Below are 24,359 nucleotides of genomic sequence, written 5' to 3'. Positions count from 1 at the left end.
TTATTATTGAAAATAATTTTATGATTATAATGAGAAAAATGACCTTGGGGTTTTACACCCAAGGTTGAGCGCCACAGGCCGGACTTTCTCACTATCGTTCGAAGCATTGCGCTTCGGGCGACAATATTTGAACCGACGATCCCAGAGGGACAGAATCTTTGTGGAATTGTTGGAAATCTCATGGACAACCAGCCCATAGCAATCCTGCGCAATACCAGATTATGCGACTGTGGCAACACTATTTTTTTGAGAAGTTTTTATTTAAATGTTTCTATAAATGTGTTTATCCAGAGATACTAACCTCTTTCTCTACAATTTGGTCATAATGGGGTAGATCACGGCTGATCCCAGCATTAATTGTTACACGATTTTCACGCCGAGCAATTGGCACAGAAAAAGTAACATTAAGAAAAGTAGAGCGTGGACGAAGCACGACATCATCACGACGAGGCCAAAATGTGAAGACACGAAGATTACCATCTTTAATAAGTTCATAATCGAAAGAAGGATTTAAAGAGTTTATACCTCTGATTTCAGGGGGATCATTTGGTGATATTTGCCATGCCACCCAAAATCGATCTGTCTTATCATAGTGAAGTTCTCCGCGATTATTAAAAATAAGTGTGCATACAAATGAACCGTCTGGACGCCAGACTTGCTCAGGGCAAGTTAAGATAATGGGAGGACTTTGTTCTAATGTGCTTGCAGGAGTCTGCTGTGCTTGTTGTGCTTGGGAGGCACTTTGACGGGAAGTACAATGATTATCTTGCCAAACACACCCGTTAGAATTACAATTCTGTTGTGTTGATGCAAGATTGCATACTGCTTGATGAGCAGAATCAGACATTAAACTGCCAATTGCGTTACCAGTTGCACTACCCCCTTGTTGTTGCGAATAGAGAGCAAATGTGACACTTATTGTTAATAGAATAAAACAGACTACCAAAAATGCACGAAATGAATGAAAAGTATGGACTGAAACCATGGTGACAAGAACACAAAAATAGATAATAAACTTTTCGACAAGATACAAAATCAAAGCGACTTTAAGAAGATGTAAAAAAACTAAAATAAAAAGAGTAAAAAAGTAAAACGAATCTATTCTTCTACTGTATTACTGCGATGAATACGTGCGAAATAAGGAACAGCGACAACATAGTCTTCGCCAAATCCAGCAATATCGCCGTCGATTGCTTCACAGGTTTTACGAAGTTTACCAATAGCACGTTTAAGTTCTACTAAATCTTTATCTTTCAAAGGTTTGATATTAATCAACGCAATGGTTGAGCCTTCACGAAGCGCATCAAGTACATCTTTAATGTCTTCAAATTCTTGCATCACGAATGGTTTTACAAGAACTCTTGAATGCTCTTCTTTTTGTCCAGCATTTTGCACTTCAACATAATCCGAGGGATTGTGTTCTTCGGCATCGGCTGGTCTTGTTAACTTGTCTTTTAATTGTAAAAAAAAGTCCTTCATTTTAACACCCTCTCCTCACACTTTTGTAATTGTGATTTGTTTTTCTTTTTCACTTTCACATATATAAATCTTTTTATGCTATAAGCATTAGATTCAATAGGTCATCTGCTCGTTAACATTGAAATGAAAAATATTTTAAAAAATAAAAAAATATCCATATTCAACTGCGTTTTAATTTTGCACTTCACACGCATTGGAATAACTTTTACGTAAAGTCCCCTTTTTCTTTTTGGAAAATTCAACTACTGTGCGAGGAAGTTTTATCGAACCCAAAACATTTAATTTTGCATGAACTTTATATGTAATTAAACGGTGCTCTAAACCCTCGAGTTCTGCAATCGTCCATGTTGCTTTAGTGCCATTGACGCCAGAAGTAAGATGTTGAGGTTTAAGTGTTCCAACTTCCAATGGTTTCTCGACAGATCCAATTGCAGGGACCACATCATGAACCGTTAAATTACGAAGAAGTTCTTTGGTCTTATTACGTATTTCAATTGTTACTTTTATCTCTGAAAATGCCCCTTCACTGTGGTTTATTTTAGTAATAACCGCAGTTTTCTTGATAGACACAGGTGAACGAACAACAATATAAAAAACAATCATCCCGATGAGAAGCACTGCTGCATAAATGATTAACCGATAATTTGTACGATACATCACAGTAGCACTTTCATTAGGCGAGAGAGTCATATTCCAGACTAACGATTTGGAATCGCTTTGAATGCGTTTTACTGCAGTATCACTATGTGTAAGAATAAATTTCCACGCAGGAAGTACAAGGGGTACTTCTTGAGTGTTAAGTACATTACCTTGGTTACGAATAGTAAGAGTTGTATCCAACATCAAAAAAGATTCTTGAGTGGAAGAAGTTATTACAAATGGGGACAATACAGGCACTATTTCAATAGTTTTGTCAACTACTTTGAAAGTTTGTCCATTATGAGCAAAGGTAAAAAAGATAACATATGACTTAGGAGATTGATATTGATTTGGCATTAATGTTAGTTCTACTGTTTTTTTCTCTTTAGGTGCGAGATCAATACTTACCTCTTTCTCAATTCCACCCACTTCACTTTGGATGGTTAAAGAAACATCAGTTAAATCACGGACATTTTTATTTTCAATAAATAAACGAATAGGGAGGACTACGCCTGGAACAATTTTTTCATCCATATCGACATCCACAGTTAATGCAGGGAGATAATCGAATGGACGTTCAGGTGTAAGAAACACTTGCAGAGGAGTAGATAACTTTTCTCCAGATTCTTTTTCTACAATTAAATCAACAAAATAACTTCCAGGTTTTAATGCAACCGAAGGATGTACGCGAATAGTAGTAGTATACGTTTGGTCGCTTCCAACTTGAACGACTCGATCAGATAATGGAAACGGTTCTACTGCCCACCCGATTCCAGATTGTAAAGAATAAATTTTGAAACTTTGGGTTTTAGGTGCAGCGTTAAATACAGTTAATTGAAATGTCGCGTACTCTGATGGTTTGATAGTGTTATCAATTTCTGTAACAGAAATATTAGTATTTGCTGCCAGTGCAAGCATTGGCATGATCAATAAAGCGAAAACAGCGACGAAGATTAACCTCATTTTTAAACCCACCATGGGTTATTTTGTATCTTATTCTACTATTTAAAGCCTTCGATTTGCCCAGCTCGGGAATGCCTCGAAAAAATGCAGGATAGGTCATAAATTATGCCAGTGAGATTACGCTAGTTGATTTGCTGATTTCTTGTGGAGATCGGAGAAATGAGAAAGGATAGTAGTTGAGTAACAGTTTAAGATTTATAAGAATAATAAAACCCAGAACCAAATTTCATACCAAAATACGAGAGTACAAACATTTATATACATTAAGTAGTTAATTCTACTCAAAAAAAGAGGATAGATTATGGCTGAAACAGTCTTTAGAGGAGTGATTAATTTCTTAGTAGAGTTAGGAGTATACGAGGTAATATTACCATTCTTACTCATATTCACATTAGTTTTTGCAATTCTAGAAAAAACTAAAATTTTAGGAATTGATCGAGTAGGCGGTCAAGAATTAACTAAGAAGAATTTGAATAGTATAATTGCAATGGTAGTAGCATTCTTAGTTGTTGCATCTACCCAACTCGTTGCATTAATTAGTGAAGTTATGGCAAACATCGTTTTATTGCTGATATTAGGTGTTTGTTTCTTAATGTTGGTGGGCGTGTTTATGGGTGATAAAGAATTCACCCTTAAAGAATATGGGGGATGGTTTACATTCTTTATGTTTCTCATGTTTATTGGCATCGTTGCAATCTTTTTGAATGCTCTTGATTGGCTAAAATATGTTCTGGGAATCTTTGTCGATATCCAACTTGCACCAGTTCTGTTCGTGGTCATTATTGTAGGATTCATAGTGTACATAACTAAAGATCCCAATTCATCAAAGAAAAAAGCCGGAGATAGTGGCGATCATGGTAGTAGTGGCGGTGGAAGCCACCATTAGAAAGGAGGAATTACAATGGCAGATTATTCAACATTTGCAGCAATTTTAGCAAACTATGGAGTGATGGACTTTTTACTCCCATTCCTGTTAGTGTTTACAATAGTATTTGCAGTATTACAAAAAACAAAAATATTAGGTGAACGGAAAAATTTTAATGTTATTTTGGCATTAGTATTAGGTCTTTCATTCGTTGTGCCTCATGTCATTGGCAGTTATCCATTAGGATATGATCCTGTTGAAGTGCTTAATAACGCACTACCGAGTATTTCTCTTGTTTCTATCGCAGCCATTATGCTTCTTCTCTTAATGGGAATCTTTGGAACAGGATTTGCTGCTGCAGCTGCACCTATCATTGCCATTGTTGCAATTGGCTTTGTGCTTTACATTTTTGGCGCGTCACTCGATTTATGGGTAGGACCATATGATGCATTTGATTGGTGGACCGCAGAAACGACTGAATTAATGATAGTCATTCTTGTCTTTGGTTTAATAGTATGGTTAGTAACTAAAGATGAAAGTCATGGTAAAGGCGCAGACACCCTTAAAGGAGTATGGAAAGGAATTTCAAGCCTCTTTGAGAAAACAGGTGGAGGCGGACACGGAGGCCATTAGGTCTTCATTTCCTTTTTATCACCATGGCAACATTTCTGGACGTATCGCTTTTACAATCGGTTGATGCAATTTTTCCTGCGCTTTTTGTTTTTGCGATTGTATTTGCAGTTTTAAACAAAACCCATGCATTGGGAAAAAACTCATTAGGTATCGATGCGATTATCGCTGCGGTTGCCGCGTTTATGGTATTATTATCCAGACCTCTTATTGAATTAATTAATTATATCATCCCTTGGTTTGTCGTTGCAATTATTTTCTTTCTATTGCTCTTGTTGATCTTTAGAGTATTTGGCGCAGAAGAGAGTGATATCGCCAAATATATGATGGAAGATAAAGCTGTAGGCTGGGTTATTATTGCTATTGCCCTCGTGATTATTGCAGCAGGTATGGGCAAAGTGTTTGGGCAAGGGCTTACTGAACAAGCATTTGAAGCAGGAACACAAAACGGCACTGTTACCTACGATGAAAACGGCGTTGCAACTGGAAACTTTCAGCAGAGTGTTACCGCAACTTTGTTTCATCCTAAAGTATTAGGTGTGATTATTATCTTTACGATTGCCATCTTTGCAGTTGCACTGCTTACAGGCCAAGAAGCACCAGGTAAAGGAAGTGGTGGTGGAGATCACGGCGGACATGGTCATTAATTTTTACGTTTCATTTCTTTTTTCTTTGAGATTTTAGTGGTTCTTTTGCATGAATTTTATTTACTAAAAACGTAGCTTTTTATAGAACAAGAGAAAAACACAGATTATGACCTACCATAGTATTGACGATGCTGCATCTCAAAGTCCATGGCAGATTGCGCAAGACATAATGTTAACCTGCATCCCTGGCGTAGGACAATATCGTATTCTTAATGGTAGGAGCAGGATGTATGGGGAGAATCTTGATCATGGGATGGTTTCCGCGACACTATTACAAACAGCCGTAGTGGTAATGCCACTAGTAGCATTAGTTGATTATTTGCAGCGGTAAGTTACAAGTAGAAGATTTAAAAGTTAAAATGACTATATTTTCTTAGGTACTGCACGCATCTGATCTTTGATAGAGGATAATTCTTTGACGTTGTCAACAAATACAGGTACAACGTCTTTAAACACGCGACCAACGGCTTTTAATTCAGTTCCAACATCTTGCATGCGAGTGTCGTATTCATCTAATTTTCCTAACACACCTTGATGAAGAATTTTAAAGTCTTCTTTGAGTCGAACAAGATCATTTTCTGCAGCGCGCTGCCGTTCTTCAACACGTTCTTTCCATTCAATGATTTTTTTTACTTCCCCAATGAGTTGATCCCATTTCTCGTCAATGAGGCTCTCAGTTATCTCTTCTATACGACTATATAATTCAGTTGGTTCCGGACTAGATGATGAACGAGCAGCAGGAGGAGAAGGCATTGATGAAGGATAACGACCTGCGGGTTGTTGAGAAGGATACCCTTGCGGCGCACCATACTCTGCTGCAGGATTAGACATCTCAAGAGAATTAATAGCCATATGAACCTGATCTGGAGGAATTCCTTGTTTGGTTAATTCTTCCATAATTAATGGGTCAGAGAGACCTTGAGCTCGTAGCTCCATAACTTGATTGGTTGGAAGCGATTGAGAAAATGCAGGACCAGCCATTAATGTTCACCTTTTTTATGTTTGGATGAATGTTTTGGATTATTTATGTCTTTTGTTTGATGATGAATTGAATGAGATGATTCTTGACGAGTTGTTTCTTTTTCTGTCGAATTGGTATTATGAACATTTGAGGATAGATTGGAGAGGGGAAATGTGGAAGGAGAATGCTGAGCTAGTATCATTGCGAGTTTTGCATCGACCATACGTTCCAAATCTCGTTGTGTTACAAATGTAAGAGGATTCCATAAATCAATGTATTTACGCAACACCATCACTTCTTCCTGACCTGCTGTTTTTTTGAGTTCTTTAATGATTAAGTCCATCTTCTGGCTAATAGCATCATTGGTGCGTTTAATCTCGAGAAACTCATCACTTAGCAATTTTACTTCTTTACGCAAATCAGTTACTTTTTTGATGGAATCGGATTTTAGTAAGCTAGTTTCACGTAGTAGATTATTAGTTTTGGCTTCAAGTCCTTTGACCCACGTAAAGAGTTTAGCGCTATCAGAGCTACTTTGCTGCGCTGCTTGATCTGGTTGCTTAGGGGTAGCCATGATCTTGTAGGGACAAAGAAGAGATATAAAGTTGTGTGAGTACTATTCAGTGGGATTTATTCTGTTTATTCTTCTTATTCTTCATTTACTTTGAGATAATATCCAAACAGACTATCACGAATCAATACACCCTTAACAGTTACAATTTCTCCTTCGGCTGGCAACGATTTTGAGCCTACTGCAATAGAACCGCCCTGTTCATCTTTGAGAGTATAGCCAGATAGTTCACCAATCTTAAACGAATCATGAACCGTACCTTTGAGAACGAATGTTTTGCCAACATTCTCTTCAGTTTTGATTTCATCGATGGATTGAACAGTGCAACCTACGAGAAAGACCAATACAAGCAGAGTGAGTAGAATGGAGCGAAGTGATGCCATGAAATACAATAAGTGATTGGTATATATATTGTTTTGGCATTAATAGTATAGGGTAGTAACATACAGAAAACGTAATAAACCCAGAGGGATATAACATCTAAAAAGATGGTGACTACTGATAAAGCGTGTTTTGAGTACGAGACGTACCATGAAGGTGAGAACAAAATCGTACGTATTAGTGCCGAGAAGTGCGCTTTTCCTCCTTCTGTTGAATACAGTGAAATCTGTATGAGTAAAGTGATTGATATTTTAATTGCTAATTCAGGTATTACAACGATTATTATCACACAATTACGAGAGTATGAATATGATGCGCCCCAAACGGCACTTCTTGTCGAGGTGGCGATGCTTTATAACAAAATCAACAAGCTGGAGAGAAAACAATATTCTCATTTAGTATCTGATCCCATTCACCAGCGCTATATTGGTCCTGCCTATGCAGAGTTTGCACGCATCATCTCGAAACAATTCAAAGAAGATCCTATTGGAGCATATGTGGCATTACGGCGGCTTGAACGTCGTGAAAAAACACTGGCGAATGCATATATTAATGAACAACATCGGGAAAGCCATGGCGCATTTGTGGCGCTACTTGAAGGAGTACTACGGGCATTTGATGAATTAGCGTTAATTCGTGTTCTTGGGTCTCACTTAAATGAATACCGAATGGGTGATCGTTCGGTGTATGGGATTGTGTTTCGACCAACCACTCGCCCTGATTTTATGTATACTAAGTTAATTACAGAATTTCCCGAGAATAGTAATCTCACTGATAGTTATACTTTTGCTGTTGGGGGAGAACAGTGCGAAGTGAATATCTTTACGTTTGATGATAATGTTAAAACATTATTTCACCTTACGCCCCCTGAATTTCAGTTTGAAGAGGAACTCTATGAGTTGCTTGATGATGCAAAGCGAATTATGTCAGAACATAAACCAAGCCGTGAAGAGTTCGTTGATCCGCAACGTATGCGTGAAGTTTTTTTTAATATTGGACGAGATTTGTTAAGTGATTTAATTGAACACAAAGGATTGGATGTAGAAGATGACAAAATTGATCAACTTGCTCAAGCATTATTACGTTATACCGTTGGTTTTGGATTAATTGAATTGTTGCTCGCTGATCCGAAAGTTCAGGATGTAAATATTAACTCACCCAATGGAGAATTACCTATCTTTATAGTGCATCAGGACTATGGTGATTGTTACACTAATATTTATCCTACACATCTGGAAGTAGAGAGTTGGGCGACAAAGTTGCGCTTAATTTCAGGACGACCACTTGATGAAGCAAATCCTATCCTTGATACAGAACTTGTTGTGAAAGGATTTACCTCTCGGGTATCAGCAATTACTGCTCCGCTTAGTCCAACAGGATTGGTATTCTCATTTCGTCGTCATCGTGATTATCCCTGGACGTTTCCATTATATATGCAGCCAAAGGTAAAGTATATGAATGCACTCTCTGCTGGCTTGTTGAGTTTTTTAATTGATAATAATGCCACTATTCTTGTTGCAGGAACACGGTCAAGCGGGAAGAGTAGTTTATTGGGAAGTTTTTTGACTGAGATGATGCGACGGACTCGTATTATTACGGTTGAGGACACTTTTGAGTTGCCACAAGAATCACTGCGCGCGTTAGGATATAATATTGAACCACTTAAAGTTGCGTCAGCATTGTCATCTCCTGGTTCTGAAGTTGATCCGGCTATTGGTATTCGTTCAACACTTCGGTTAGGAGATTCTTCCATTTTTGTGGGTGAGGTAAGGTCTAAAGAAGCGATTGCGCTGTTTGAAGCGATGCGGGTTGGCGCTGCGGCAAACGTCGTTGCTGGTACGATTCATGCGGATTCTCCCTACGGCGTATTTGATCGCGTGGTGAACGATATTGGCGTTCCGAAAACATCGTTTAAAGCGATTGATATTATTGTTGTCACAAATCCAGTTATTTCTGGATTGAAACGATATAAACGAGTCTTGCGCATTACTGAAGTGCGTAAAGAATGGGATGAAGACCCTTTACGTGAAGGGGGATTTGTTGATTTGATGGTATATAACCCCGTTACTGATCAATTAGAAATTACTGATGAATTAATGAATGGTAATTCTGAAGTGTTAAAGAGAATGGCAGGAAAAGTTCGTGAGTTTTCAGGGGACTGGGACGCAGTGTGGAACAATATTACTTTGCGCGCTGAATGTAAAAAAGCATTAGTTGATATTGTTGCAGAGAAAAATTTGCCTAATTTATTGGAAGCTGGATTTGTGATTGCCGCGAATGATCAATTTCGTTTGATTTCTGATAGAGTGAAAGAGAAGACGGGAAAGCTGGATTCGAGCAAGATTATGTTTGAGTATAAAGAGTGGCTGAAGAGGGAAGTTAAGAAGAAAGGGTAGTCAATACAAAATCATTTCTTCCCCCAGTGCCATCCTGGTTTTTCTCCGGTTTTGTAACAGATCCAAAGTAGAAGCACAGTGGTTATGATTATCCAAGTTATGAAAATGATTGATGAAGTAGAAGCGTTGGTAGGATTTTTGTTGACAATATTGGTAAAGCGTACGGCGTTTATTGTATATGATGCAATAAAGATTGCTATGATGACCCATCCTTGCCAAGTAACAGGTGTCCAACCCCAACCGTAAGTTTTAGCTTTGAACCAGAGTTTTTGTGACATTGAGGAATAATAATCTAAAATTTTATATAGGTTCCTCTTACCAAACTACCATGAAACATCGTCTTATCACACACGCTAACTGCATGGATGGATTTTGCAGTGCGTTTATTTTCAAGAAGTATCTTACAACTGCGTTTGGATTACCTAATTCGAATTTTGAGATTATTCCGGTGAAGCCAACTGATATTGAGCATGGAAAGATAGATATTACAAAAAATGATATTATTTTAGATCTGCCACCCGTTTCAGGTACATTCTTTTGCTGGATCGATCATCATGGCAGCAATCGTGATGCGAAACCAGCAATCCCTCATGTGATCTGGCGTATGGCACCAAGCTGTACCGGATTATTGTGCGATATAGCTCAAGAGAAAGGCGTTACGCTTCCTGCATCAATACAAGAATTTCGTAAGGCTATTGATCTCATTGATACCGCAGGATATAGTTATGAAGAATATATGCAATGTTATTATCAACCGCAAAATTGGCAGGAATTAACAGTGTTACAAAAGATGCATATGTTGTCGTCATTCTTTGCAACAGGTGATCCTGTTTTAAATCAAGAGTTGTTTATTTTCTTGTTACAAGACCCTTTACCTGAAACTCCTTTGGAACTTGTTGATCGGTATTGGATCTGGGCGCAACGATTTTATACGGCCCATGTACAAAGTTTTGAGGAATGGCGCAAGAATGTTGATGGATATATGTATTTGCATGATAACGCAAACTGTGTTGTGCAAGATGATCGTAGAGCAACGATGAAACGCGGAGTTCCCGATAGATTCTACGTCTTTGCTAAATATCGTGATGCAGTGTATTCATTAAACGTAAAAATTGTTGATGACAAAATGGCACGGATTGGCATTGGAACAAATATCTTCAATCGACCTGCTCGTTTTGTTGATGTTGGCGCATTGTGCAAGGAAGTAGGTAAGAAATTTGGCGCAGGATCTGGTGGTGGGCACAAAGAAGTCGGTGGCACAGAGGTGTTTATTGAGAATATTGATGTCGCACTGGATTTTGTATGGGAAAGAATGGAGAAAAGTTAATTCTTTTTCGCCATAACTAACACGTGTTTATATGGAATAACTAATGGTTCTTGCTGTTGAGTTAATAAGACGTTGAGATCGTTTTCTAAACCGCGCTGATTTTCTGCATTTAGACCTTGCACCCAACCATAGGAGAAAACTAAATTGCGATATTGCTGTTGTGTAAATTGAAGTTTTTCGTTGTATTCGCGTAGCTCAACATTACTAAATTCCGACGATGTGTGAAGTTCTGCCATCACCTCGTGCGCGATCTCATTAACTCGTCCGCCAGCAGGTCCGCGGTTTGGTCCACCCCAGCGATCGAGAATTTTACCCATTTGCGTCACGAGTTCTGACTCTTCTCGAGGTTGATATTGCCAGAAGAGGGCAATGGCTCCTTTCTCATTGAGAAGTCTCGCTGCTTTTTGATATCGATCTTTGGAAGTGACCCAATGCCACGCCATGCCCGAAGTGATTAAATCTAGAGAATGATCTTCAATATCTACTTCTTCGAAAGGACCTACCATGAAACTAACTTGTGGAAACGAAGAACATTTATGTTTAGCAATGTCGATCATTTCTACACTAACATCTAATCCTATGACTGGGTATCCACGTTGAGCAAAAGGAAATGTTACTTGCCCAGATCCACAGCCAATGTCGAGAACTTTACCACCCGAGGGTATTCGAGAGAATGCGATGATATCATCAATGAGTGCAGGAGGATAATTTGGTCTTGCTTCTTCATACAGTGCACTTATTTGACCAAAGGTACGAGCTTCTTTAGGGTTAATAATCATTTACTAATTAACAAGATAGATTTTATTTAAAGATATAGAGAATTTTAATTAATTGGCTAGTCGTAGTATTTTCACAGTCTCTGTTAATTTTTTTAATACAACGTCCAACTCTTTCTTTGTGGTTGTTCTTCCTATTGTAATCCTGATCGTTCCTCGTGCGTATTCTTTGGGCAGATTCAATTCTTTGATGACATGGCTCACTTCAATGGAATTTGCAGTACAGGCACTCGCTGTTGAAATGCAAATTCCCTGCTGGCTCAAATAACGAACGAGTGCTTCGCCTTCGACTCCTGCAAATGAGAGATTGATGTTGTTGGCGAGACGAGTGGTTTTGTCGCCGTTGAGTCTGCTTCGGGGGATAGTTTTTAGGATAGTTGAGATGAATGAGTCGCGTAATCGTGTGAGACGTTTGACTTCTTTGATTTTTTCTTTCTGCGCTAATTCAAGTGCTTTAGAAAACCCCATAATACCTGCGACGTTTTCTGTTCCCGGACGCAGCCCATTTTGTTGGTGTCCGCCGTAGAGCAACGCGGCGAGTGGAGTGTCTTTTTTCACGTAGAGTAATCCCGCACCTTTTGGTCCATACATTTTGCCGCTGTTGAGTGTCATAAGATCAACACCTAATTCTTGTACATTGAGATCAAGATAAGATCCTGCTTGACAGGCATCAGTGTGAAAGAGAATTTTGTGCTTTTTGGTAATAGTAGCTATTTTTTCTATTGGTTGAATTGTGCCTATTTCATTGTTAGCATACATCACACTGATCAGAATCGTATCTTTGGTTATGGCGTTTTCGATGTCTTTTGGATTAACAATGCCGTTTGGTTGTGGTTTAATGTAGGTAACTTTTGCGTGGCGTATATTTTCGAGAAATTTACAGGTTTCAAGAACTGCTTTATGTTCAATGGTAGTGGTAATAATATGTTTTACTTTCTGTTTTGATGCAAAAACGATGCCTTGGATGGCAAGATTAATACTTTCTGTACCGCCAGAAGTGAAAATGAGTTGATCCTGTGTATGAGTCTTGAGAATTGTATGTATTGTTGATTCTGCTTTTTTGAGATAGTCAGCAACATCTTGTCCTGCTTGATGGATACTACTTGGGTTGGCAAAGAATTTTGTTTGGTATTTCGTTATTTCCTTGAGAACTTCTTTACGAACAGGCGTTGCAGAAGCGTAGTCGAGATAGATCATAGAATAAATGAAGAGAAGAGTTAATTTAAAGGTTGTGTTGCGTGACCAAGCTTAGAAAGAACATCTTTTTATATCAAAACAGCCTTTCGGGAGATATGACGGTTAAGATCACCTATTTTGTTCATGGAACTACTACAGATAATGAACAAGATATTGCTACTGGTCAAAATCAAGGTGAACTTTCAGAGAGAGGAATTAAAGAATCAGAAGAGTTAGCACGATTAACCGCGGATAAAAAATTTGAAGTAGTGTTTTGTTCTGATTTACAGCGGGCAGTCGATTCAGCGTTTCATGCGTTTGGCTCACGTTTCTTTGTTTTACTTGATGATCATTTACGTGAAGCAAACTATGGTACACTCACAGGAAAGTCATTTAAGTTAATTAAAAGTAAGTTATATCATTATGTCCATACTCCATTTCCTCAAGGTGAAAGTTTAACTGATGTGGAAAAGCGAATAAAAGAATTCTTACTCTTTGTAAAGAAAAAATATGATGGTAAAAGTATTGCTATTGTTGGTCATCAAGCACCACAGCTTGCACTTGATGTCTTATTGAAAGGCAAGACTTGGAAACAAGCCATCGATCAAGACTGGCGCAAGAAAAAAGCGTGGAAACCTGGGTGGGAGTATGTATTAAACGAGTTGCATACGCACCATCATGAGGGGGCTTCTGTAAAACATCGTGCCGTTGTTGCGAAAAAACATACTTTGGTTGTGAAACGTCATGTTCATTCAAAGAAAACACGAAGTTCTGTTGCTAAACCGACTATGAAAGTTCATTCTGTAAAAAAGAGGAGCAAATTAAGAGGAATGACAAAACCGTCAACTATGGGTAAGAAAAAAGTACTTCCTGTAAAAAGAACTGTGAAGAGGACTGTACCAAAGAGAAAAACTAACCCTAAAAGTATGAAAGTGAGTAAGAGTATAAACAAAATCCCTCCTAAAAGAAAACGGAAAGTGGTTCTTCCAAAGAAAAAAAGAGTATAAGCAAGAAGAATAACAACATTTTTATATCTCAATACAACTACCAATTCTATGAAAAGTGTGCAACAACAGGTTCAACAAATTCTGGATAAGGATATTGCAGTCCAAAAATGTCTTAAACAGGATTTGATTAATACTCGTGCACTTGCGCGATATTTGATCAAAGAACATGGGCTTTCCTGCGACACAGATGCAGCGATTAGCGCGATTCGTCGTTATGATCTTGAGGGTGTTAGTACGATGGTTCCTAAAGAGGCCGCGGATATTTTTAATAAAATGTCTATCACAACAAAAGATGAAGTGGCTCGGATTGTTCTTCGAGAAAAAGCGTTTAGCGAAGTGTGCGCAGATTTTATAGGTAAGAAATTGCTTAAAGATAATGTTCGTTTAATGCGTTCAAAAGAAACAATTACACTCATTGTAAGCCAGCGAGAACTTGAAAAAAAACTGGCTATCTTTAAACCTGCAGATGTTTTAGAAGTACACAAAGATCTTTGCGAGATACGTATGCATTTTCCTAAAACAGTCGATAAGATTAAAGGAATATTTGCACGGATTACTGCTGAGTTAGCACTTAATGATATTAATATTGAAGAAATGATTTATAGTGTTCCTGATTGGTTAATTTATGTAAAACAAGAGAGTTTGATTGAAGCGCATAAATCGTTGTTAGAATTGAAAAAAGGAAGTTAAGAATAAATACGACGTTCTAATTCTTGTTGATCTGCTTTTCGCGCAAAGTAGGTGTTAGCAAATGTATGAATAGGTCTGCCTTCTAAATCTTGACAATGTTGTACTCCATCTGGAAGACTTGTCTCTAATTTTTTAACGGACAAATATCCTCGTGTTCCATCAAACTGCGCGACAGCAACAAGTGTTTCTCCTGTGTCATGTTTTTGATACACACCAAAGAGGACCCCATCGTCTTTAACTGATAAAAACGGCCCATCTTCTACGCGCATAAAACGGCTTCGTAATGCATCATACCCAACAGGAGTTTCCATAATTATTCACCAATTAATTGATTGTGATAAAGAGAGTTAAATGCTATGACTTATTTTTATAATACAGAACCAATTTGACAAATAATAATCCATTTTGACACAGAGGGGAGAGTGTGGGAAAAAAGGGAATGGAGATGATTAAATGGTATGTGTGAGAGAGAGAGAGAGTAGTAATTTAGATGATCTGACTTTTTTCTTTTGTATCCATCATGGCACTTTTAACTAAACTATAATAAGAATTATATAGATTAGCCCATTCTTTTTTTGTTATGACTACAGCATTATTTATTATCGCAAATGAAGGGTATCAAGACCGAGAGTATGGAGTTCCTAAAGAGATTTTAGAAAAAGCGGGAATACATGTGACTACTGCTGCGAAGAAGAAAGGATTATGCCATGGATCTATGGGGGGCACTGTTAATGCAATTGCTCTTTCAGATGCAGTTGAGAATGATTTTGATATTATTATTTTTGTGGGAGGACCTGGAAGCGCAGTGTATCAGAAAGAAGGATTAGCGCATAGTCTGGTGCGTCATGCTCTTGAAACGGGAAAAATGATAGGAGCTATTTGTTTAGCACCAACGATTCTAGCATATGCAGGTGTGCTTAAAGGAAAAAAAGCTACTGTGTGGAATCTTGATGGAAAACAAGAAGCGATTCTTGCGACTAATGGAGCAACGTTTACGAACGAAGCAGTTACTATTGACGGGAAGATTGTGACGGCGAATGGACCAATGGCTGCAGAAGCGTTTGCCAACGCAGTGTTAAAAGTTCTGGGAAAAGCACAAAAATAGGAAGAGAGAGAGAGAGAGAGAGAGAGAGAGAGAGATGACTCCAAAAATAATTATTACAGTTGGTTCTTTAGCACCACCAAAAATAGCTGCTGTTGAAAAAGCATTAGAACGATATGCACTTAAATGTTCTTTCTTGAAAGATAGAGAGGTCCGAGAGATAGAAGTGAAAACTACTGTTCCGGCGCAACCAATGAATCGCAGTGATACTATTGAAGGGGCAAAGCAACGAGCACGAGCAGCGCTGAAAGATTCAACATGGGGAGTAGGTATTGAGTCAGGATTTAGCGCAGTACCCGAATCAAAAGTAGGGTATTTAGAGTGTAGTGTTTGTGCAATTTATGATGGAGAAGAATATTTTTTGGGCTTTTCACCTGCGTTTGAATGCCCACCAGAGATTATGACTTTTCTTTTGAAAGGATACAATCTTAGTGAAGCTATGAAACATGCAGGATTAACTACTCAGGAGTATGTGGGATATGCAGAGGGAGCAGTAGGGATTTTATCTCAGGGGGTTCTTACTCGAAAAGATTATCTTCAAGTAGCAGTGGAAATGGCGTTGATGGGTGCAGTGCGAAAAATTAAACGGGAGTAAAATGATATGGTTCTTTTTCATTACGAAAAGGCTCTTTGAATGTGTTCATGAAAGTATACAATATTTCTAATGTGGAGTCTCCCCCTTGCCGAGCGATGTTTAAAATGTTAGATTCAACACCTACCGTTTTGCGGATAAGGTATTTCGCAAGGGATTGATCATAGAATGCTGAAGTAGATCGTCGTTTTGGAGATTCTTGAAATGATTTTTGAGATAGTTCCGTTTTGTAGACTTGTTTCTTTTTTTTGGTCTCTTGTGAACTATACTCTCTGCAGTCACTACGATTGATTAAAGCATGGACCATATTTAATGGTTGACTTAATGTGTCTAGTGTGAAACGAGAAACTAACTCTACTCCCGTTATAAGATCATCAAGACGTACTGGGGAAAAATCAATAATATCATTAATACTCTCGTGAACTTCTTTCACGGGTTTTAACACAGTACCAATAAGAGCTTGGTGCCAAGATAATGCATGAGCTCTTGCAACTTCTTTTGGAACATATTCCATTACTATTAGATAAAAACAGACCTTCTTAAAGATTCGTTACCCCCTACTAACCGTAACGCATTTAAAGAACAAAATCTTCTCTATAATCAAAAAGAGCTACGATGGAAAGAATTGCAAAAGCATTGGAGTGGAGTCCGCGAGTTTTTTCTACAAGTATTGTTGGACTGTGGATGGCAGGGTTTATCGTATTATATGGGTTTGGACCTCATTTTTTTGCAGGAATGCTTGTAACATTAATTTTGATTTCAACGACATTGATGGCGTGGAGAACTGATGTATTTGGGGGCTTTTTGTTTATTGTAGAAAGTATCATTATTTTACTCACAGGGTTAGGAAAAAGCTCAGAGTTTGTGTATGTTATTCTTGCCTTGCCTCTTTTCTTGACAGGAGTATTGTATGTTACAAATTATTTTTATCAAGAACATCATCAAGCAATAGCTGAGGATGATTTTTAATGCTTGCCAACACTAAAACACTTTTGATAAAAGCCCAGCGGGCAGGATATGCTGTACCTCATTTTAACATTAATAATATGGAAATGCTTCAGGGCGTGGTTCAAGCAGCAGTAAATTTGAAATCCCCGATTATTCTTGCAACATCACAGGGTGGAATTGATTATGCAGGAATGCGTTTTTTGCATGGTCTTGCTACAACAGCGGCACAAATAAGTGATATTCCTATTGCGTTACATTTGGATCATGGAAAGGACCTAGACACCATTAAACATGCTATTGAAATTGGATATAGTTCAGTGATGATTGATGCATCACATGAAGAGTTTGAAAAAAATGTTGCAATCACACGTAAAGTAGTGCAAATGGCCCATGCAAAAGGGATTACGGTCGAAGCAGAGTTGGGAACTATTGGTGGAGTTGAGGATACAGTTTCATCACGTAATATAATTTATACCGATCCTGCAAAAGCTGCAGAGTTTGTTCAAAGAACAGGATGTGATTTTTTAGCAGTGGCAATTGGAACGAGTCATGGGGCATACAAATTTTCAGGAAAAGCATCATTACGAATCGATATTTTACAGCAAATTCAACAAAGAGTGCATATTCCTCTCGTTTTACATGGCGCATCTGGCGTACCTAGAACTCTAGTAAAAATGGCGGAGAAATATGGGGCGCAACTGCATGGTGTTGAAGGTGTCCCTGATAGCCAGATTCAAAAAGCAGTCAAAAAGGGAATTTGCAAGATTAATACAGATACAGATTTACGTATCGCGTTTGATGCAGCAGTACGCAAAGTGATTATGGAACAACCAAAAGATTTTGATCCACGACATATCTTAGGACCGGCACGCGATTTGATGATGGATGTAGCTATGCAACGAATTAGATTGTTTGGAAGCGCAGGAAAAGCATAATGGTTCAAAAAATAAAAAAAATATTCATTGGTGCTGATCATGCAGGTTTTGCTCTGAAAGAAAAAGTAAAAAAATGGTTAGTGACTCAAAAAATTGCATTTGAAGATTGCGGCGATCTGGTTTTTAATCCTGATGATGATTACCCTGATTTTGCTGCAGCAGTTGCGCATCGAGTGGTTAAAGAAAAGTCAATTGGAATTGTTTTTTGTGGTTCAGCAGAGGGTGTTTGTATTGCCGCGAATAAAATCAATGGAGCGCGCGCGGTTAATCCCCACGGAATCATTCAAACAAAACTGGCGCGAGTACATGAAGATGCGAATGTGTTATGTCTTGCTGGAGGACAATCTCTCAAACCTCAACCTGCAGTCTCGTTTCAACTTGCAACAAAGATGATTACAATTTTTTTGAAAACACCTTTTTCAAATTTAGCTCGGCATAAACGTAGAATTGCAAAGATTCATAAACTAGAAGGAGTTACAAAATAACGATGGTGCAACTGGTTCCTTCGATTATGGGAAAAAATCAAAAAGAGATTTCTGCTCTTTTTCGAAAATTAAAAGGAATTTCTTCTCGTTTCCATTTGGATATTGCTGATCGAAAATGTGTCCCCAACACCTCGTTGTGGTTTGATTTTACTGTTCCTCGCGCGTATAAATATACTGCTCATCTCATGATTCGTAAACCTTTGGAATGGATGAAGCAGTATGAAAAAAAGATCGACTTGTTTATTCCTCAGTTTGAAGAGATTGAAAATTGGGAAGAATATCTCACTTGGACAAAAGAACATAAGAAAAAAAGAGCAGTGGCTATTCGACCTAAAACTAATATTAAGAAAGTGTTGGCTCGCGTGCGAGATTTAGATTATGTTTTAGTTTTGACAGTGCAACCTGGATTTTATGGCGCGCCATTTGCTCCACAAGGGTTGAAAAATATTGCTTTATTACGTAAAGCAAATCCTAAAATCAAAATTATAGTTGATGGACATATGAATCTTAAAACTGCACCGTGGGCAGCCAAGGCAGGTGCAGATGTGTTGGTGTGTGGATCGTATTTGGCTGCGGCTCAAGATCCGGCGAAAGCGATGAAAGAATTAAGAAAGGAATTGAGATAGGGGATCGAGGCTTTCTCGCTGATTTTCTTGTAAATTATTTTTCTCGTTTCTTGTTTTTAGAATATAGATTAATGATAATTGTTAGAATTAATGCAATTATGCCATATCCCGTTATTAACATAATGCCAAAGATTTTCTCCCAGCCAACAGCATTAATAATATTTTTTGATTGCAAGATAAACGTGAGGAAGATAAAGGAGATAGGAAGAAGTAGACTGTGTTGAAATTTTCCCCCGCTTAGAATATATCTTCTACCTAAAAAAACTAGGACTAAAATTGGAATAATAAGATACGCCAGATAGGATATTTTTGCGAGGGTTGAATACGGTGTATTGGCATAATAATAGTTTGTAACGACTCCTTCCGGCATGTTAATAGTCTGCGTCGAAGTTAGTTCTTCTTGGTGTTGTTGGAAATAGTCTTTATCGGCTTTAATGATATAATTATCAATTGAAAACAAGAGAACTGTTACTATACATAGAACCAATATTAAAAATGAAAATTGTTTTCTATTTTTCATGCAAGTTTAAAGACATGGATTTAGATTTAAATCTAGTGATTTTCCACTCCCGCACTGGTCAAGTCCGCGGTTGCTTTATTAATGTGTTTTTTAATTGTAGTAATATGAAGTTTCAAGAATTAGCGTTGGATTCACGTCCACGAGAACGATTAGAACGATATGGTACTAATGGTCTTTCATCGGCAGAACTGCTGGCGTTGATTCTTAAGTCAGGTACGAAGAAGCAAAGTATCTTAGAGATGTGTAATAGTTTACTGATAAAATATCCTTTGCAGGAGTTGGCTCGTTGTTCATTAGCGCAGCTTACGAAAGAATATGGGATTGGCAAGGCAAAAGCATGTCAATTACTTGCCGTGTTCGAATTGGCAAAGCGAGTTGATACAAAAGAAGAGCAAGTAATGCCAATTACGTGCGCAGCAGATGTGGCGCGACGTTACACTTCAAGATTAGGTAGAGCTACCCAAGAACAAGTGTTAGCAATGTATCTTGATACCAAGAATAAAGTAATTAAAGAGGAAATTGTGACTATTGGAATTCTTGATGCATCGTTGATTCATCCGCGAGAGATATTTCATGGCGCAATTCGACACTGTGCAAGTGCGTTGATAGTAATACATAATCATCCTTCAGGTGATCCAACACCTTCTTCGCAGGATTTAGAAGTGACGAAACGATTAGCAAAAACCGGAGAGACCGTAGGAATTACGTTTCTGGATCATGTGATTATTGGAAGAGAAGGATATTGGAGCTGGAAGGAAGGGAGAAAGAGTCTAAAGTGGGAACAAAAAACGCAGGGAGAATTGTTTGGTGATGAGATCAGTGCGCAATCATCCCTGCCATAACCTTTAAAAACAGGGTAAAAAAGAGCCTTATGATGAGTCCAGATCATAAAAAAGCCGTAGAACCTGAAATGGAAGAAGCAATTGCTGTAGAAGAAGAAACACTCACAGAACTTAAAGTAGATCCTCTTGTTACAGAAGATGCAAAGGAAAACGGTAAAAAGAAAAAAGTAGTTGAAGCTATTCTTGCTGGTGAACGAGTTATTACTGAATCGTCTGATGAATCACGAGAATTATATAATCAATCTCGGTTTGGTTGCTCTGTTGAAGGCGGCAAAGTTGAACTGTCTTTACTTGAAGCATTATATTTAATGGAACGAGGACGTCTTACTGTTCGTAGTGAATCTGGTCGCGCAGTTGCATTTGAAAGTTATCTGAAAAAAGCGCGCAAAGTTGAACCTAATTTTTGGATTCGGTATTCTGTCTTTAAAGATATGCGCAACCGCGGTTATATTATCAAAACGGCTCTTAAATTTGGGGCGGATTTTCGTGTGTATGATCGTGGTGTTAAGCCTGGCGAGGATCACGCACGTTGGATTGTGTATCCGGTTCATGAAGCAAGTGTGTTTACATGGCATGAATTTAGTGCGAAGAACAGAGTAGCTCATTCTACGAAGAAGCGGTTGTTACTTGCTGTAGTGGATGACGAAGGAGATGTCACGTATTATGAAGTGAAATGGATGCGACCTTAATCGTCGAGTATAGAATCAATAGTTATTGGTGTTATTCTTTGTTGTTGATTTGTGGTTTGTGTGTTCTGAATCTGAGAATGATTAGTCATCCCATCATCACTAAATGCTAGATACAGTGCACCAAGTGTAATGGAAGATGCAAGCACGATAACTCCCCATTGCGCAAGATTATAACTAAATATTTTTGGGTTGTACATAACTAGCTGATTTTGAGTCTATTTTAAGAATATTTTGATTAAATAATTATCTCATGCCTTTCTCGATCCGATCCAACTCATTATGAACCAAAATAGGGCAATGGGAAGCGAACAGCATATAAGGACCTAATTTAATTCTACCAGTACAGGTTCTTTCTAAGAGTTTCTCGGTAAGTTTAGGGATGCCAAAGAGATCACCGAACACAAATACACTGTGGTCTGGAAATTGAATACTACGAACATCTTCGCCTTTGCTATGAAGATAATAGGTTGCGACTTTAGAAGCTTTTTCTCGTACTAATGCTTCAAAAGATACTTTTGAGATAGTTACTCCATCAATCACTTTTTTTTCTTCGTCAGGAAGAAGATTTTTTCCAAGAATAAGCGCATCTTTGATGATTTGAGACAAACCGGTTTCATCAAAAGGAAATTCATCAGGGATGTGGTTGCTGGAGATAGTAATTGTTCGTGGCGGGTTAGGCGCGCCGTTCATTACAACATGTACGATTGTATCTTTGCGAATACCTTTTGATACCCAAATACAGTTAGAAATAGTACGGCAAATGAGTCCTGCTTCGGTTTTATGTTCTATACTAAAGCGTTCACCATTGGTTGTGCCTTTAAGGGAGAGAAGGATGAATTCACGCATTTTTCTTTAAAATAGTGTTGATTATAAAAGATTTACCTCCATTTACTACTAACTAGGTGGAATGCTTCCGATGGACTATCACAAATTATATAAACCGGCTATCCCATGAATTTTCTATGCTCGCAGAAGACCAAATTCTTTCGTTTATTCGAACAAGTGGACCGACAATTCCCTCAAAAGTGGCGAAGATCATTAAAACAGAGATTCTTATTGCGTCAGCCCATTTAAGTGACCTTTCTTCACGAGGAAAAGTAAAAGTATCAAGTCTTAAGTGGGGCGGTTCTCCATTATATTATGTCCCCGGTCAAGAGAGCCAATTGTATAACTTTGCAAAAGATAATCTTAATCCTAAAGATTTTGAAGTGTTAGAGATGTTGCGTAATGAAGGAGTACTACGAGAGGCAGAATTGGAATTATTACCCCGAGTTGCGATTCGAAGTCTTAAAGATTTTGCAGTTCCATTACAAGTAACCACTCCAGATAAAACAGAATTATTTTGGAAATGGCACATGTTAACAAATCAAGAAGCAAATGAACGAATTGCGTATATTCTTCACCCTCCTGCCCAGATTCCGATTACTATTCCTGAAGAAGTACCTGATCTTGCTGTGGTTGAACCAGAGCAAGATATAGTTTCCAATAAATCTAATGAAGACTCAATCAAGCCCGTAGTGTCTACATTAATGCAGGACAAAAGTATAGAAAAAGAACGAAAGACCGTTGTACGTAAACAACGAGAAAAACAAAAAACAATTGTTGAAGTTGAAGAGAAAACACCGATTGATGAGTTATTGGTCGCACATGAAACAAGTAAGCCTGAATTTAGTCTTGCTGATCCCTTTTTTGCTGAGCTTAAAAGTTATTGTCAAATTATGAACATGTTTATTGCTGATGGCGAATTAGTACGTAAAAACGCTGAAATTAACTTGCGATCACAATTGCATACTCCTCTGGGAAAAGTTCATTTCTTTTGTAAAGCAAAGAAAAAGGCAAAAGTTGATGAAAAAGATTTATCCGCAGCGTTTATTGAAGCGCAGATGAAAAAATTGCCGTTGCTGTTCTTGTATACAGGTGAATTGACTAAAAAAGCAGTTGAGATGGTTGATGCCAATGCATTTGAAAATGCAATTATTCGAAGAATAGAGAGAAAGTAAATTTTATCAACATACTCTAGAACCACAGCCTTTTTAACTTAAAACTACTTTTTGTGAATCATGGGCCTTTCTATTAAAGATCTTGTTCCACGTAAGGAAATTACGGTGAAGAACCTGTCTGGAAAAATCGTCGCTATTGATACGATGAATATGTTATATCAATTTCTTACTTCGATTCGAGGTGTTGATGGCGCGTTGCTTACAGATAAGAAAGGTCGTGTTACGTCCCATTTGATTGGATTGTTTAGTCGTACTGCAACATTGATGGAGAATGGAGTAAAACCGGTCTTTGTGTTTGATGGAACTCCTCCAGCACTCAAGCAAAAAACGTGGGAGAAACGCAAGATGGCAAAGGCAGATGCTTCTGCGAAATTACTTGTTGCTGAAGAAGCTGGTGATTATGATCAAATGAAAAAACTGTCTGCACGCACGGCAGTACTTACGAAAGAGATGATTGTTGATGCGCAAAGAGTGATTGCCGCGTTAGGATTACCTATTGTTCAAGCACCATCAGAGGGCGAGGCGCAAGCAGCATATATGGTTAGTATGAAAGATGCGTATGCGTGTGTTTCACAGGATTATGATACCCTTATTTTTGGTGCGCCACGTTTAATTCGTAATCTTTCTTTGGAGGGAAAACGACGTAAGAAAGGAACATTGGCAATTGAAGTGGTGTTGCCAGAAGAAGTAATTCTAAGTGAGGTATTAGACTCATTGAAATTAACGCAAGATCAATTGATTGCGCTGGCGATTTTAGTGGGTACAGATTACAATCCTGGTGGTATCAAAGGCATTGGGCCTAAAAAAGCGTTGAAATTATTGCAAGAACACAAGGATGATTTTGAAAAAGTGTTTGAGCTTGTGAAGTGGAAAGAGAGTTATCCCGATTTAGCATGGAAAGAAGTCTTTGATACAATCAAGCATATTCCCGTAACCAAAGAGTATACATTAGAATGGAAGAAGATAAAAGAGGATGAGTTGAAAACCCTGCTTGTAGATGAGTATAATTTCAGTGCTGAACGTGTTGCGGCACGTTTAAGTAAATTGGGTAGTGAACAACAAAAGATGAGCCAGAAAGGGCTTAGTCAATTCTTTTGATGATGGTGATTTAG

The 24,359-nt window shown here is 38.1% G+C and carries 32 protein-coding genes and 1 tRNA gene; 18 read left to right on the top strand and 15 right to left on the bottom strand.

From position 1 onward, the window contains the following. Nucleotides 1–69: 69 nt before the first annotated feature. The 4 genes from HYV86_00420 to HYV86_00405 all read right to left on the bottom strand — a co-directional run bounded on the left by HYV86_00420 (nt 70) and on the right by HYV86_00405 (nt 3,096). Nucleotides 70–234, bottom strand: a tRNA-Ser gene (locus tag HYV86_00420). A 49-nt stretch (nt 235–283) separates the two neighbouring features. Beyond that, the gene (locus tag HYV86_00415) at nt 284–985 is read right to left on the bottom strand and encodes a hypothetical protein (GenBank protein MBI2572302.1); all 702 of its coding nucleotides are present in this window, start codon (nt 983–985) and stop codon (nt 284–286) included. 113 nt (nt 986–1,098) lie between these two features. Further along, a complete protein-coding gene (locus HYV86_00410) occupies nt 1,099–1,479 on the bottom strand; it encodes a cell division protein SepF (GenBank protein ID MBI2572301.1) in 381 nt (126 codons plus the stop codon). A 171-nt stretch (nt 1,480–1,650) separates the two neighbouring features. Continuing rightward, complete coding sequence (locus HYV86_00405; GenBank protein MBI2572300.1) at nt 1,651–3,096, bottom strand: hypothetical protein; 1,446 nt, start codon at nt 3,094–3,096, stop codon at nt 1,651–1,653. Between the two features lie 286 nt (nt 3,097–3,382). On the opposite strand from HYV86_00405, the gene HYV86_00400 reads away from it, so the two are divergent. The 4 genes from HYV86_00400 to HYV86_00385 all read left to right on the top strand — a co-directional run bounded on the left by HYV86_00400 (nt 3,383) and on the right by HYV86_00385 (nt 5,554). Then, complete coding sequence (locus HYV86_00400; GenBank protein ID MBI2572299.1) at nt 3,383–3,967, top strand: hypothetical protein; 585 nt, start codon at nt 3,383–3,385, stop codon at nt 3,965–3,967. A 15-nt stretch (nt 3,968–3,982) separates the two neighbouring features. Then, nucleotides 3,983–4,579 carry a hypothetical protein gene (locus HYV86_00395; GenBank protein MBI2572298.1) on the top strand — a complete coding sequence of 199 codons (597 nt, stop codon included), beginning with the start codon at nt 3,983–3,985 and terminating at the stop codon, nt 4,577–4,579. A 23-nt stretch (nt 4,580–4,602) separates the two neighbouring features. Then, nucleotides 4,603–5,223: a hypothetical protein gene (locus HYV86_00390; GenBank protein MBI2572297.1), complete on the top strand. Its 621-nt coding sequence runs from the start codon at nt 4,603–4,605 to the stop codon at nt 5,221–5,223. Nucleotides 5,224–5,329: 106 nt separating this feature from the next. Beyond that, nucleotides 5,330–5,554 carry a hypothetical protein gene (locus tag HYV86_00385; GenBank protein MBI2572296.1) on the top strand — a complete coding sequence of 75 codons (225 nt, stop codon included), beginning with the start codon at nt 5,330–5,332 and terminating at the stop codon, nt 5,552–5,554. Nucleotides 5,555–5,586: 32 nt separating this feature from the next. On the opposite strand, the gene HYV86_00380 is transcribed toward HYV86_00385, so the two are convergent. The 3 genes from HYV86_00380 to HYV86_00370 form a co-directional block, all read right to left on the bottom strand. Next, complete coding sequence (locus HYV86_00380) at nt 5,587–6,204, bottom strand: hypothetical protein (protein MBI2572295.1); 618 nt, start codon at nt 6,202–6,204, stop codon at nt 5,587–5,589. Next, entirely contained in the window at nt 6,204–6,758 is a 555-nt protein-coding gene (locus tag HYV86_00375) for a hypothetical protein (protein MBI2572294.1), read from the bottom strand. Before HYV86_00375 ends, HYV86_00380 begins: the two co-directional genes overlap by 1 nt. A 74-nt stretch (nt 6,759–6,832) precedes the next feature. Then, on the bottom strand, nt 6,833–7,138 hold the full coding sequence (locus HYV86_00370) for a hypothetical protein (GenBank protein ID MBI2572293.1): 306 nt from the start codon (nt 7,136–7,138) through the stop codon (nt 6,833–6,835). Between the two features lie 105 nt (nt 7,139–7,243). Here HYV86_00370 and HYV86_00365 point away from each other — a divergent pair, with 105 nt between their 5' ends. Beyond that, nucleotides 7,244–9,532, top strand: coding sequence for a type II/IV secretion system ATPase subunit (locus HYV86_00365; protein ID MBI2572292.1), 2,289 nt, complete (start codon nt 7,244–7,246; stop codon nt 9,530–9,532). A gap of 11 nt (nt 9,533–9,543) precedes the next feature. Here the strand turns inward: HYV86_00365 and HYV86_00360 are convergent, their stop codons facing one another. After that, entirely contained in the window at nt 9,544–9,810 is a 267-nt protein-coding gene (locus HYV86_00360; GenBank protein ID MBI2572291.1) for a hypothetical protein, read from the bottom strand. A gap of 50 nt (nt 9,811–9,860) precedes the next feature. Between HYV86_00360 and HYV86_00355 the strand changes: the two genes are divergently transcribed. Next, on the top strand, nt 9,861–10,859 hold the full coding sequence (locus HYV86_00355) for a DHH family phosphoesterase (GenBank protein MBI2572290.1): 999 nt from the start codon (nt 9,861–9,863) through the stop codon (nt 10,857–10,859). On the opposite strand, the gene HYV86_00350 is transcribed toward HYV86_00355, so the two are convergent. Both HYV86_00350 and HYV86_00345 read right to left on the bottom strand, forming a co-directional pair. Next, nucleotides 10,856–11,638 (bottom strand): class I SAM-dependent methyltransferase, encoded by a 783-nt coding sequence (locus tag HYV86_00350; protein ID MBI2572289.1) that lies wholly within the window; start codon nt 11,636–11,638, stop codon nt 10,856–10,858. The genes HYV86_00355 and HYV86_00350 overlap by 4 nt on opposite strands. Before the next feature lie 48 nt (nt 11,639–11,686). Continuing rightward, nucleotides 11,687–12,841, bottom strand: coding sequence for a cysteine desulfurase (locus HYV86_00345; GenBank protein ID MBI2572288.1), 1,155 nt, complete (start codon nt 12,839–12,841; stop codon nt 11,687–11,689). A gap of 86 nt (nt 12,842–12,927) precedes the next feature. On the opposite strand from HYV86_00345, the gene HYV86_00340 reads away from it, so the two are divergent. Beyond that, the gene (locus tag HYV86_00340; GenBank protein MBI2572287.1) at nt 12,928–13,818 is read left to right on the top strand and encodes a histidine phosphatase family protein; all 891 of its coding nucleotides are present in this window, start codon (nt 12,928–12,930) and stop codon (nt 13,816–13,818) included. A 48-nt stretch (nt 13,819–13,866) separates the two neighbouring features. Then, nucleotides 13,867–14,508, top strand: a complete 642-nt coding sequence (locus tag HYV86_00335) for a hypothetical protein (protein ID MBI2572286.1) — start codon at nt 13,867–13,869, stop codon at nt 14,506–14,508. On the opposite strand, the gene HYV86_00330 is transcribed toward HYV86_00335, so the two are convergent. After that, nucleotides 14,505–14,819, bottom strand: coding sequence for a hypothetical protein (locus HYV86_00330; GenBank protein ID MBI2572285.1), 315 nt, complete (start codon nt 14,817–14,819; stop codon nt 14,505–14,507). The genes HYV86_00335 and HYV86_00330 overlap by 4 nt on opposite strands. Nucleotides 14,820–15,088: 269 nt before the next feature. Here HYV86_00330 and HYV86_00325 point away from each other — a divergent pair, with 269 nt between their 5' ends. Beyond that, on the top strand, nt 15,089–15,613 hold the full coding sequence (locus HYV86_00325) for a DJ-1/PfpI family protein (protein ID MBI2572284.1): 525 nt from the start codon (nt 15,089–15,091) through the stop codon (nt 15,611–15,613). Nucleotides 15,614–15,647: 34 nt separating this feature from the next. Further along, nucleotides 15,648–16,205, top strand: coding sequence for a DUF84 family protein (locus tag HYV86_00320; protein ID MBI2572283.1), 558 nt, complete (start codon nt 15,648–15,650; stop codon nt 16,203–16,205). Here the strand turns inward: HYV86_00320 and HYV86_00315 are convergent. Then, on the bottom strand, nt 16,192–16,716 hold the full coding sequence (locus tag HYV86_00315; protein MBI2572282.1) for a hypothetical protein: 525 nt from the start codon (nt 16,714–16,716) through the stop codon (nt 16,192–16,194). The two genes, HYV86_00320 and HYV86_00315, sit on opposite strands and share 14 nt — an antisense overlap. A 101-nt stretch (nt 16,717–16,817) precedes the next feature. Here HYV86_00315 and HYV86_00310 point away from each other — a divergent pair, with 101 nt between their 5' ends. From HYV86_00310 to HYV86_00295, 4 genes are read left to right on the top strand one after another with little or no spacing between them, the layout of a single operon-like run. After that, complete coding sequence (locus tag HYV86_00310; protein MBI2572281.1) at nt 16,818–17,171, top strand: hypothetical protein; 354 nt, start codon at nt 16,818–16,820, stop codon at nt 17,169–17,171. Next, complete coding sequence (locus HYV86_00305) at nt 17,171–18,085, top strand: class II fructose-bisphosphate aldolase (GenBank protein MBI2572280.1); 915 nt, start codon at nt 17,171–17,173, stop codon at nt 18,083–18,085. Before HYV86_00310 ends, HYV86_00305 begins: the two co-directional genes overlap by 1 nt. Next, nucleotides 18,085–18,570: an RpiB/LacA/LacB family sugar-phosphate isomerase gene (locus tag HYV86_00300; protein MBI2572279.1), complete on the top strand. Its 486-nt coding sequence runs from the start codon at nt 18,085–18,087 to the stop codon at nt 18,568–18,570. The genes HYV86_00305 and HYV86_00300 overlap by 1 nt, the downstream gene beginning before the upstream one ends. Before the next feature lie 2 nt (nt 18,571–18,572). Then, complete coding sequence (locus HYV86_00295; GenBank protein ID MBI2572278.1) at nt 18,573–19,196, top strand: hypothetical protein; 624 nt, start codon at nt 18,573–18,575, stop codon at nt 19,194–19,196. A gap of 34 nt (nt 19,197–19,230) precedes the next feature. Here HYV86_00295 and HYV86_00290 read toward each other — a convergent pair whose 3' ends face one another. Then, a complete protein-coding gene (locus HYV86_00290) occupies nt 19,231–19,716 on the bottom strand; it encodes a hypothetical protein (protein MBI2572277.1) in 486 nt (161 codons plus the stop codon). Between the two features lie 104 nt (nt 19,717–19,820). Between HYV86_00290 and radC the strand changes: the two genes are divergently transcribed. Next, a complete protein-coding gene (radC, locus tag HYV86_00285; protein ID MBI2572276.1) occupies nt 19,821–20,558 on the top strand; it encodes a DNA repair protein RadC in 738 nt (245 codons plus the stop codon). Between the two features lie 32 nt (nt 20,559–20,590). Further along, nucleotides 20,591–21,247, top strand: a complete 657-nt coding sequence (gene endA, locus HYV86_00280; protein MBI2572275.1) for a tRNA-intron lyase — start codon at nt 20,591–20,593, stop codon at nt 21,245–21,247. Here the strand turns inward: endA and HYV86_00275 are convergent. Together HYV86_00275 and HYV86_00270 are read right to left on the bottom strand one after the other, a co-directional pair. Further along, on the bottom strand, nt 21,244–21,444 hold the full coding sequence (locus HYV86_00275; protein ID MBI2572274.1) for a hypothetical protein: 201 nt from the start codon (nt 21,442–21,444) through the stop codon (nt 21,244–21,246). The two genes, endA and HYV86_00275, sit on opposite strands and share 4 nt — an antisense overlap. Nucleotides 21,445–21,490: 46 nt before the next feature. Next, on the bottom strand, nt 21,491–22,093 hold the full coding sequence (locus HYV86_00270) for a hypothetical protein (GenBank protein MBI2572273.1): 603 nt from the start codon (nt 22,091–22,093) through the stop codon (nt 21,491–21,493). 116 nt (nt 22,094–22,209) lie between these two features. Here HYV86_00270 and HYV86_00265 point away from each other — a divergent pair, with 116 nt between their 5' ends. Together HYV86_00265 and HYV86_00260 are read left to right on the top strand one after the other, a co-directional pair. After that, nucleotides 22,210–23,247, top strand: a complete 1,038-nt coding sequence (locus HYV86_00265; protein ID MBI2572272.1) for a hypothetical protein — start codon at nt 22,210–22,212, stop codon at nt 23,245–23,247. 60 nt (nt 23,248–23,307) lie between these two features. Continuing rightward, nucleotides 23,308–24,345, top strand: coding sequence for a flap endonuclease-1 (locus HYV86_00260; protein MBI2572271.1), 1,038 nt, complete (start codon nt 23,308–23,310; stop codon nt 24,343–24,345). The last annotated feature ends 14 nt before the right edge of the window (nt 24,346–24,359 follow it).

This window comes from Candidatus Woesearchaeota archaeon (assembly GCA_016188115.1).
GTDB lineage: Archaea > Nanobdellota > Nanobdellia > Woesearchaeales > GW2011-AR9 > JACPIK01.
Note: the sequence above shows the minus strand (reverse complement) of the source record. Positions and strands in the feature narration are given on the sequence as shown.